The 10,613-nt window shown below is 42.3% G+C and carries 9 protein-coding genes; 8 read left to right on the plus strand and 1 reads right to left on the minus strand.

Features of this window, described 5'->3' with window-relative positions; genetic code table 11:
• The 5 genes from HP439_RS15125 to pncA all read left to right on the plus strand — a co-directional run.
• The coding region (locus HP439_RS15125; RefSeq protein WP_172391176.1) for a sensor histidine kinase at positions 1–848 on the plus strand (848 nt) is incomplete at its 5' end.
• A 4-nt stretch (positions 849–852) separates the two neighbouring features.
• The gene (locus tag HP439_RS15130; protein ID WP_172391177.1) at positions 853–1,527 is read left to right on the plus strand and encodes a response regulator transcription factor; all 675 of its coding nucleotides are present in this window, start codon (positions 853–855) and stop codon (positions 1,525–1,527) included.
• A gap of 133 nt (positions 1,528–1,660) precedes the next feature.
• A complete protein-coding gene (locus HP439_RS15135; protein WP_172391178.1) occupies positions 1,661–2,002 on the plus strand; it encodes a putative quinol monooxygenase in 342 nt (113 codons plus the stop codon).
• A 161-nt stretch (positions 2,003–2,163) separates the two neighbouring features.
• Positions 2,164–3,594, plus strand: a complete 1,431-nt coding sequence (locus tag HP439_RS15140) for an arylsulfatase (protein WP_172391179.1) — start codon at positions 2,164–2,166, stop codon at positions 3,592–3,594.
• Positions 3,595–3,918: 324 nt separating this feature from the next.
• The gene (gene pncA / locus HP439_RS15145) at positions 3,919–4,512 is read left to right on the plus strand and encodes a bifunctional nicotinamidase/pyrazinamidase (RefSeq protein ID WP_172391180.1); all 594 of its coding nucleotides are present in this window, start codon (positions 3,919–3,921) and stop codon (positions 4,510–4,512) included.
• A 39-nt stretch (positions 4,513–4,551) separates the two neighbouring features.
• Here the strand turns inward: pncA and HP439_RS15150 are convergent, their stop codons facing one another.
• Positions 4,552–7,347 (minus strand): TonB-dependent receptor, encoded by a 2,796-nt coding sequence (locus HP439_RS15150; protein WP_172391181.1) that lies wholly within the window; start codon positions 7,345–7,347, stop codon positions 4,552–4,554.
• Between the two features lie 121 nt (positions 7,348–7,468).
• Between HP439_RS15150 and HP439_RS15155 the strand changes: the two genes are divergently transcribed.
• From HP439_RS15155 to HP439_RS15165, 3 genes are all read left to right on the plus strand, one after another.
• Positions 7,469–8,011, plus strand: a complete 543-nt coding sequence (locus tag HP439_RS15155; RefSeq protein WP_172391182.1) for a TetR/AcrR family transcriptional regulator — start codon at positions 7,469–7,471, stop codon at positions 8,009–8,011.
• Positions 8,012–8,104: 93 nt separating this feature from the next.
• On the plus strand, positions 8,105–9,808 hold the full coding sequence (locus tag HP439_RS15160; RefSeq protein ID WP_172391183.1) for a glycoside hydrolase family 3 protein: 1,704 nt from the start codon (positions 8,105–8,107) through the stop codon (positions 9,806–9,808).
• A 265-nt stretch (positions 9,809–10,073) separates the two neighbouring features.
• Positions 10,074–10,613: serine dehydratase beta chain (locus HP439_RS15165; RefSeq protein WP_281358204.1), on the plus strand; the 540-nt coding region annotated here is incomplete at its 3' end.

Below are 10,613 nucleotides of genomic sequence, written 5' to 3' on the forward strand. Positions count from 1 at the left end.
TTAATCCGGATCGCGATCAATTTTTATTCGCTCGTTTTGATAGTCCTTGGGGACATCTTTTAAGCAATCTGTGGGGACAAGCATTGATATCGTTGCTATTACTTAGCACGCTGATAGGTACGTTTGTCTATCTGTTTAAAACGATTCGCAAACAAAACCAACTCGCCGCCCAACGTAAAGCCTTTGTGAATAATATGACACATGAGCTGAAGACACCTGTTTCAACGGTAATGGCAGCAGTGGAAGCTATACAGCGCTTTGTTAACAGTGAAGATAAAGAGCGGATGAATAAGTATTTGGATCTTTCGAAAGGGGAATTGGAGCATTTGGATAATATGATTGAGCGTGTACTGCAGCTTGACGCTGACGAAAATAAAGGTATACATTTGCTTCGGGAATCTTTTGATTTGGTGCTACTTGTTCGCAACTGCATTGATACAGCAAAGGTAAGTACCAAAAAGTTGGTAGAAGTACATTTTGAACATGAGGTGAATACAATGTTGATGTTTGCAGACAAGGGACATATGAAAAATGTAGTTAGTAATTTATTGGACAATGCCCTTAAATATTCAGCTGATCCTGTCAAAATAATCGTGACCTTAATGGATAGGGGCGAGTCGATAGAGATCAAGATACAGGACTATGGCAAAGGTATTGCTAAAGCGCATATTAACCAGATTTTTGAGATGTTTTACCGAGTTCCCGAAGGAGATCTGCACGAGGTGAAGGGTTTTGGATTAGGCCTTTCCTATGTTCGTCAGGTAACACAGCAACATGGCGGAACGGTGAGCGTGAGCAGTGAACCCGGAAAAGGAAGTACTTTTATTGTGAATATCCCAAAAAAATAAGCGAATGATCGATGTATTATATGTTGAAGACGAGTCTAGCTTAGCACTTATCGTGACTGATAGTTTGGAGACGCACGGTTTTAAGGTGCGGCACAAGGAGAACGGACAGGATGCTCTCACAGCCTTCAAGGGGCATAAACCAGATATTGTGGTAGTAGATGTGATGATGCCTTTGATGGACGGTTTTACCCTTGCCACGGAAATTCGTCGGTATGATAAGCAGGTTCCCATATTGTTTTTAACAGCGATGACCCAAAGTGAAGATGTTGTGAAGGGTTTTAATCTAGGGGGCAACGATTATGTGCGTAAGCCGTTTAAGATCGAGGAACTCATTGTTCGGATTGAGGCGCTGACGAGGAAAGTTCGAGCTTCGCAACATGCTCGATTTTTCCAAATTGGGAACTACGAGCTCGACACGCTAAAGTCTACTTTAACCTTTAAAGGACACCAAGAAAAGTTGTCGTTCCGTGAATCCCAGCTGCTCATGACGTTATGCCAACATAAGGACGGCGTTGTACCGCGCGAGGAGATCATCAAGTCATATTGGAGCGATGACACGTATTTTACTGGACGTAGTCTGGACGTTTTTATCAGTCGAATTCGGAAGTATTTGGCCGCAGACGTGCGTATTAAGATTACAAATATCCGTGGCGTGGGATATATGTTGACTATTGACTAATTTAAAGCTTTCGATAAAAACAATCTGCACGATGAAATTTATAAAAAATAGTGTTCTCATTAATACAGTTAAGTACTTGGCGATAGGGATGTGCATGTTTCTTTCATGTTTTGTTTCAGCACAACAGAGTAGTATGATGATTCGTATTGCTGAAATTGAAATCCATCCGGAATATCTTGAGGCATACAATGGTATATTGAAAGAGGAGGCGGAGGCGTCGATACGTCTTGAACCAGGTGTTCTTGCCATTTTTCCCATGAGTCAAACGGAGAATCCAACTCGCGTGCGTATCGTTGAAATTTACGCGAATGAAACAGCCTATCAGCGACATTTACAGACTCCCCATTTTTTAAAATATAAAAACGAAACTCTAAAGATGATTAAAGACTTAAAACTTATCGATATGCAAGCTTTAGATAAAGAGTCTATGTATCAGGTGTTTATAAAAATTTCAAATAAAGACACTCGCTTGTGAACTAATCGACCCTTCGGGGGTGCCGAAGTTCGTGGTTTAATAGGAAATCTCGTATATAATAGTAAATTTGGTACCGATTGAGCATGGTTTAGAGGCTTTGCTTTTCCGAATAGCGATCCAATGACATTATAAACGCCCATTTTGGGAAGTAATCTAACAAAATGAAAAGACAATTTTACACTCTAGCATTCATCGCAGCTATTTTTCTGCTTGTTAATCATTTACAAGCGCAGACAAAACGAACACGAAAACCCAATGTCATCTTTATTCTAGCGGACGACTTAGGATACGGAAATGTGAGTGCGTTTAATCCAAAATCGCCTTTGAAAACACCGAATATTGATCAGCTAGCGAGTGAAGGAATAAAATATACACGGTTTTATTCTGGCAATACGGTCTGTGCTCCTTCACGATGTGCATTGATGACGGGTAAACATATGGGGACTGCATATGTCCGAGGAAATGCGAAAGGTAAAGATGGCACGGGAGCTTTAAGGAAAGAAGACCTTACAATTACAGAGATTCTTCAGCAAGAGGGATACAAGACCGGAATGTTTGGTAAGTGGGGTTTGGGTGATGTTGAGAGTGAGGGAGCTCCGCATCTTAAAGGTTTTGATAATTTTTACGGTTATTTAGACCAGTCCCATGCTCACAACTATTATACAGATAGCTTGTATGAAATCAGATCAGGAAAAACCGAGGTAATTTCGGTAAATCCTCAGGACTATACACAAGACTTGATCGGGAACAAAGCATTGGCATTTATAAAGGAAAATAAGGATCAACCCTTCTTTTTATATCTACCTTTTACCTTGCCGCATGCTGAACTTGTTGTGCCAGATAGTTTGCTTGAGGCATTCCAAAACGAGGATGGGTCAAGCCGACTCCAACCTGAGACTCCTTATGCTAAAAAGGGGAATTACAATGAACAAGCTCAACCGCACGCGGCTTTTGCTGCTATGGTGAACAAATTGGATTCAGATGTGGGGAAAATCGTACGGTTGATCAAAGAACTAGGGTTAGAGGATGATACATACATATTTTTTACTAGCGATAATGGTCCGCATAAGGAAGGCGGTGCGGATCCCGATTTTTTCAATAGTGGAGGACCGCTACGCGGCTTAAAAAGAGATTTGTATGAAGGAGGAATTCGTGTGCCTTTTATAGCTAAAGTGCCTGGAGGTATGGCGGAGGGCACGGCGGTCGACGACCCTTGGGCATTCTGGGACGTACTACCAACGTTGACCGATATTGCTGGCCTTGAGTCACCAGAAGATATTAATGGTCTATCCTTCGCAACTTCGCTAAATGGGGAAGAACCGCGAAGGAAGCACAATAATTTATTTTGGCAATTTAATGAGGGAGGAGTGCTAAAGCAGGCTATTTCGGCGGGAAATTGGAAACTTATCCGTTTTAAGGAACAAGGCAAATCCGAACGTCTCGAACTTTATAACCTGGAGAACGATCTAGCCGAGAAAAATGATCTAGCGAGTAAGCAGCCCGCGGTTGTAAAAAGGTTATATAGCCTATTGAAAAAAGAAAATAAGGAGCCTGAAAACGCAACGTTCGATTGGTCGAATATGGAGAATTAGGGATGCTAACTTTTGTCCTTTCGGAGAAATGGTTAACTTCTTACATAAAATTTGCGTGTTGTCAGGAGATGGTGTTTAAGAATCGTGCCTAATCTTTAGTAATGGGTTGATGTTTAGCCGTTAAGATTTTAGTTTCTCTGTCTAGAAAAAACACAATGAAAAAAAATCAGAAGGTTAAAACATCTTACTGGAAGAATATGTTAATTAAACGGTGAACGTGTTTAAGGATCGAACTAAAGATTTAACTAGGGTATAGCCATTATGCAGAGGCTGCTCTCACATCGGCAGAATACGCTCAGGTGTGTAATACTGCTAAATTAGAAAATGAACGTACTTATTATAGTTGATCTTCAATATGATTTCTTACCTGGCGGCTCGCTTGCTGTGGAAGGTGGGGATCAGGTGATTCCTTTTATTAACAGTATTCAGCCGAATTACGATCTAGTTGTGGCCACTCAAGATTGGCATCCGGAGGATCATTTTAGTTTCATCAGCCAACATTCGAAGCATTCTGTTTTTGACGTGATTGAACTGGAAAAGGGAGGAACTCAAGTATTGTGGCCCGACCACTGCATTCAAGGTTCTCAGGGAGCGGAGCTTACGCGGGAATTGAAACAACACAATATCCAGGCGATTTTTCGAAAAGGAACAAGGCGCGATATAGATAGCTACTCGGGGTTCTTCGATAATCAGAGAGAAGTCTCGACCGGGTTAGGGGGGTATCTAGTCGAAAAAGGGGTTACGCATGTTGACGTTTGTGGCCTCGCGGCAGATTATTGTGTCTTTTTTACTGCGATGGATGCCTTGGAACAAGGTTTTAACACGCGAATCCTTTCTGAGGGCACAAAAGCAATCGATAGTCTAGATTTTTCCGACAAAAGCCGTCAATTTATTAATGCAGGCGGAGAAATATATTAGATGTAGTGCTGGCAGCGCGAAAAGGCTAGTTCTCTAGTATTAGCGATTTCTATGCCGGCGATCACCCCGTGATCCCTCGCGAGCGGAGGAGTCTCGACCCCCAAAACTGCGTAAATCATAGCGGAAAGACAGCATAAAATAACGAGTAAGGGTGTTAGACATCACATCGGTAACAGCGATATCCGTCACCCTGCGGTTAATGTTCTGTGCTTGATTGAAGATATCGAATCCTTTGAGCTCGATGCGTGCATTTTTTCGTTTTAGGATCTTGGCCCCAAGGGAGGCATTCCACAATATTGTTTTTGCGGAAGGTCCGTCTAACACGCCGCTATTGTAGATGTAAAGAAGATCGGAGCCGAATACCATACGCCCTAGAAATTCATAAGCGAGCGTATGTCCTAGTGTATGCGAATAGATATTGTAGGTTGAAGTTTCCGCGATCGGGTTGTTAGTGAATGTCATGTTAAGCCTGTAATTTATTCCGGAAACGAAATTCTTATTGATGTTGCTGTTTATTCCGATACGTTGGCTAAAGCCATAATTGTATCCGCTCAAAAACTCCTCGTTTAACATCGCGAAATTCGAAGTGTAGAATAAGTTGTTATTTAAGTTGACGTTTAGCTTCCATTTTTTTATGGGCAGACCAATGCTGTTGTTCCATCGCAGAGACCAAGCGCCATCTACATTTACAGGCACCACATACTGACCGCCCGCGCCTAAAACGACATCATCAAAGAGAGTAATGGCCGTGTCAGTCAGTAATACGGAGTTTATTATTTTGTCGTTTGTATAGTCTAGGTTGAAGCTCGAGTTGAAGCTTTGTCCTGTAGCGCGTTTGACATCTCGATATTGTAGTCGCACACTGTGATTATACTCTTGATCCAGATTAGGATTTCCGTTAGTGATACGTAATTCATTCTGGTTGTTGACATAATCCTGTAATTGTTCGATACTTGGTGTACGCGTCGCCGTATTATAGTTTAGTTCTATGCGTCGCTCTTTAGTAAAATTATAGTTTAGCGAAAATTCGGGCTGAAAGCTACCAAAGTCGGCTCTTGTTTTCAAATTTACAGGGAAGGTTCGATCGTTATTGCGCACGCCATGCTGATAGTTTAGGCCAATCTGCATACGAAGCGAATCTCGTTTGTTGAAGGCATAAGAAAGGCCTGCCTGGTGGTATGTGTAATCGTTTCGGAATTCGTTGGACAGGCGGTCACGAAGTTCTCCAAGTTGACCACTTTCGGCGAGCCACTCAAATGTTTTACGGTCTGAATAATTCTGCGAGGTACGCAAGCTATAATTTGCTTGTAGACGACTCAATCTAGAAAGGCTCTCTGTTAATGACAATCTACCGTTGTAGCCGGATCCGTAGCCGTCTGTAAAACTGTGGTTGTTATTGGTATCGACGCGCGATAATACTGCGTCTTTGTAATATTTAGTAAGGGCTAAATTCTCCCCTAACGCATCATTTGTACTCTTGTTACCCGAGAAAGCGACTGATGCTGTTCGACCTGGTTTACTGAAACGGTACATGTAAGTTAATTGGCCGCCAAAGTTCAGGTTGCTATTCTCATTGTCGTTGCGACGTTCAGAGGAATTCAAAAGCTCATTAGAACTGAAAAAAGAGCTGCTAGAGGAACTACTTAGATGATTTGTTTCCGTAAAAGAAATATGCGGGCTGAAGTCCAGCCGCTGCGTGGAATCTATTTTCCAACGGACTCTGGCGTTAGCTTTGTGTTCGGTTTCTTTATTCGTGCTACTGGCTAGGCGCTGCTGTAGTTGGTTTTTTCGGTTTCCTAGGATATATTCCGTTCGTGACTCGGAAATCACGTCCGTGTTACCCGAACGAAAATTGTAATCTCCGCTGATATCCATCTTTTCATCCAAAAGACTGTTGTTGTAGTTTATCGCGCCCGCGTATGTGTCAGATAGCCCCCGGTCGGTGTTGCTATTGCCCCGGCGTCTACCACCGCGGCCCTGCTCGCCGAAATTAGTTTCATTCACATTGTTCGCTAAGAGATTGATAGCGATCTTTGCATCACCATCGAAGCGATTTAGGGAACTATTTACTGCAAATTTATTATCTGCCCCATAGCCTGCTGAAGCCTTTCCAAAAGTACCTTTTCGTTTATCGGGCTTGGTAACGATGTTTATAATTTTACTACGCTGTCCGTCGTCAAATCCCGAAAATTTTGCTTGTTCTGACTTTTCGTCGATTAGCTGTATCTTGGCAATTATCTCCGCAGGTAAGGTCTTTAGGGCTATTCGAGGATCAGTACTGAAGAATTCCTTTCCATCAACAATAATTTTTTTCACATCCTCGCCGTGCGCTTTGATGTTCCCCTCCTCGTCGATCTCGACCCCAGGGATCTGCACGACAAGCTCGTCAGCGTCTGCCAAGTCTCTTGTAGAAAATTTTGTTGCATCGTATTCGGTGGTGTCTCCTCGAATTGCTACCGAAGGTGTTGCGGTAACCTCAATCTCTTCGAGGGCAATCTCTGAGGGGTCCAGCGAAATGGAAGTCTTCAGGTCGACTTGTGAGAGTTGGACAGCCTGGGCTCCAGATAGATAACCTAGCAAGCTGGCACGTAATTTATAGCTACCTGCGGGTAGGTTCTCAAAAGTAAAAACACCGCTTGGCCCCGTCGTACCTGCTCGGATAACAGAATCTTTGGCGACTAGTAGCTGTACAGTTGCACCGGCAAGGAGGCGTGAAGATACTTTATCTTGCACCTTTCCGCTTATGGATTTCTGAGCGTACCCAAGCGTCACGCTTAAGCATAAAAACGCCAAAATAAAAGATCGAAAACGGCGCTTTGACGACTGATTATCCATTGTTTAGGTTCTGATTCATCGCAAATATAAGTCGCATTACTTTAATTGCTCCTTTGTGACAGAAATTTTGCAAAGCAGGAGTGTTGAAGAAAATGTATCTTTGTTCAAATAAGTTTTACAGATGAAGGAAACGACGATAAGCCGTAAAGAAAAAATAATGAAAGTAGCCCTTTCGTTATTTGCGACCAGGGGCTATGTAGATACGTCGACGAAAGAAATATCGATTGAAGCGGGTGTTTCTGAAGCGCTTATATTTAAGCATTTCGGCAATAAGGATTCGCTTTTAGCCCACATTATTAAATCAGGTTATCGCAGGGTGTTGTCTCATCACCGAGGGATGATGGTATATAAGGAACCTAAAGAATTCTTGCGGAATATGATCTTTTTGCCAAGCAAGCTGGTCGCTGAAGAACCCCTGTTTTGGAAGTTGCAAGAGCGCTTGTGGCATAACAGCTTTTCAAAGCAACAACATGAACAATTTATGAAACCTGTGCAGCCGATTTTAGTGAAAGCTTTTTCGGAACTCGGTTATGATAATCCAGAACTTGAGACACAGTTTTTATTACTTATTATTGATATGCTGTGGAAGCGCGAAGCCAATGGCGATGTGGATAATGGTCTAGATTTAGCCTTGTTGCTGGAACGAAAATACGATTTGGCATAGATGCAATATTTTGCATGTTTTAAAAATGAACATGCAAAAATTTTGATGTGTGTGTTTTTTTTACGTACTTCGATTATTGGAATTCTACTTAATATGATAAAAAAACTACTGTTTACTGCACTCTTGTTTTCGACTGTAGCTACGGCTACCGCGCAAAGAAAGCTTGATTTTGTATCTTTTATTAACAATAAGCATGCTTGGGTCGACTCCGTATATAAGACTTTGACGCCCAAAGAGCGCATTGCGCAGTTATTCTTGGTTCGTGCGCATACGAATTTAGGACAAGCGTATATAGACTCCGTAGGAAAGGTTATTCAGAAAGAGCAACTCGGAGGCCTTGTTGTGTTTCAGGGAGGTCCTGTCATGCATTCGAATATGTTTAACGATTACCAGAAAAAGTCGAAAGTACCATTGCTAATAACCTTTGACGGCGAGTGGGGGCTGGGCATGCGTTTACAGGATTCTACAGTGTCTTTTCCGTATCAAATGACGCTCGGAGCGATTCAGAGCTCTCAGCTTATTTACGATATGGGACGGCAAGTTGCCAAAGATTTTTTGCGTATGGGTATGCATTTTAATTTTGCGCCGGTAGTCGATATCAACAACAATCCGAAAAATCCGGTTATCAATTTCCGCTCTTTCGGAGATGATAAGCGCAATGTGACGCTGAAAGCTAAAGCGTACATGGACGGTATGGTATCGGGCGGTATTATCGCTTCTCTGAAGCATTTCCCAGGCCACGGAGACACGGACGTTGATTCACATTATGATCTTCCTCAGTTAAATTTCACACGGGAACGTTTGGACAGCCTAGAAATGTATCCTTTCCGTGAACTCGTTAAAGAAGGGGCGCCTGCGGTAATGGTGGCACATATGCATATTCCTGCTTTAGATAATACACCTAATATTCCATCATCTATATCTAAAAAAGTGGTGACTGATTTGCTTCAAAACGAGCTTGGCTTTAGTGGTCTAACAGTAACCGATGCGATGGATATGAAAGGAGTGAAGAAGTTCTTCCCTAATGGTGAAGCCGACGTGATGGCTATTGAAGCGGGTGTTGACCTTCTTGAAGTATCCGAAAATAGTGGTAGAGCAATCGCATTAATTGAAAAAGCGGTAAAGTCCGGACGTATCAAGCAGTCCGATATTGACAAACGTGTAAAAAAGGTGCTGGCTGCAAAGTATTGGTTGGGACTTAATAATTATAAGCCTGTAAATACGGCTAGATTGATCAATGATCTGAACAGTCCGTCTGCCAAATCGTTAGTACAACGATTGGCTGATGCAGCAGTGACTGTGCTTAAGTCAGATAAAGCTATAAAATCTTTCGACAAACGAAAAGAGACGGCCGTTGTAGCTGTCGGCGTTACTGCTGCACAAGATTTTGAGAAAGGTCTTTCTAACCAGCTTAGTGACTATAAGGTGTTTGTGGTGACAGGGAAAGAGTCCAAGGAAGAGCTTAAAGAACTTCTAAAAGAAATTCGGGATCGTCGTCAGATCGTTTTGGCTATTCACGATAATCGTGCTCGCCCGCGTAGCACTTCTGACTTGAGCGAAGACGCTCGTGAATTTGTAGATAAATTAGCGGGACGTAGGACCATTTCCGTAATGTTTACAAATCCGTATGCGCTGGATGATCTTCCGATTGATCGAAGCAGTGCTATTATCGTTGGTTATCAAAATGATGGTTTTATGCAAAGAGCAGCCCTTAAAGTACTCTTGGGGCAGGTCCGTTCGGAGGGTAAATTACCAGTGAACATTAATAAACGTTTCAAAAACGGAGACGGGTTATAGAAAAATAAAAGAACACGACTTCCCGAATTTGAGGAAGAGAGCAAGACCACTACCAACCTAATTTTAGGAAACGTATAGTGGTCTTTTTCATTTGTTCTCAACGATCTTTATTACCGAACATCAGGAAGCACATACTAGTTTTTCTAGCGATAAGCATTCGATATCTCCATCTAAACAGGCGAAGGCCATTTGCTAGTAAATATTTTGATGAATATTCTAGTTCTTGCGGTTTAAACGATACTTTTGTAGCGTATAGTTACGTGATATGGTAAAGGAACAAATCTCTATTTTTGACATGTTTAAGATCGGTATCGGACCCTCAAGTTCACATACCTTAGGCCCATGGCGTGCAGCTCAACGGTTTGTCGAGTCGCTTCGTTCGAGAGATGTTTTAGATAAAGTAGCAGGGATTAATATTCTGTTGTACGGATCGCTTGCCAAGACAGGGGTGGGGCACGGAACAGATATCGCCGTACTACTTGGTCTAAGTGGTTGCGATCCTGTTACTTTCGAGGTTGATCAAGTAACACCAAAGGTTCAGCAGATTAAAGATAACGGCCAGCTTGAGCTTGATGGTAAGTATCAAATTAATTTCTCTTATAAAGAGGATTTGATGTTTCTATACTTGCAGAGTTTGCCTTTCCATCCAAACGGACTGAGCTTTCAAGCTTTTTTAACCGACGGAACAGCGGTTTCAGAAACTTATTTCTCTATTGGCGGCGGTTTTGTTGTTCAAGAGAATGATTCCGAGAGTGTGTTGAGTGAGGTGGATCTGCCATTTCCTGTAGATACGGCACAGGAGCTT

Source organism: Sphingobacterium shayense, assembly GCF_013179575.1.
Taxonomy (GTDB): domain Bacteria; phylum Bacteroidota; class Bacteroidia; order Sphingobacteriales; family Sphingobacteriaceae; genus Sphingobacterium; species Sphingobacterium shayense.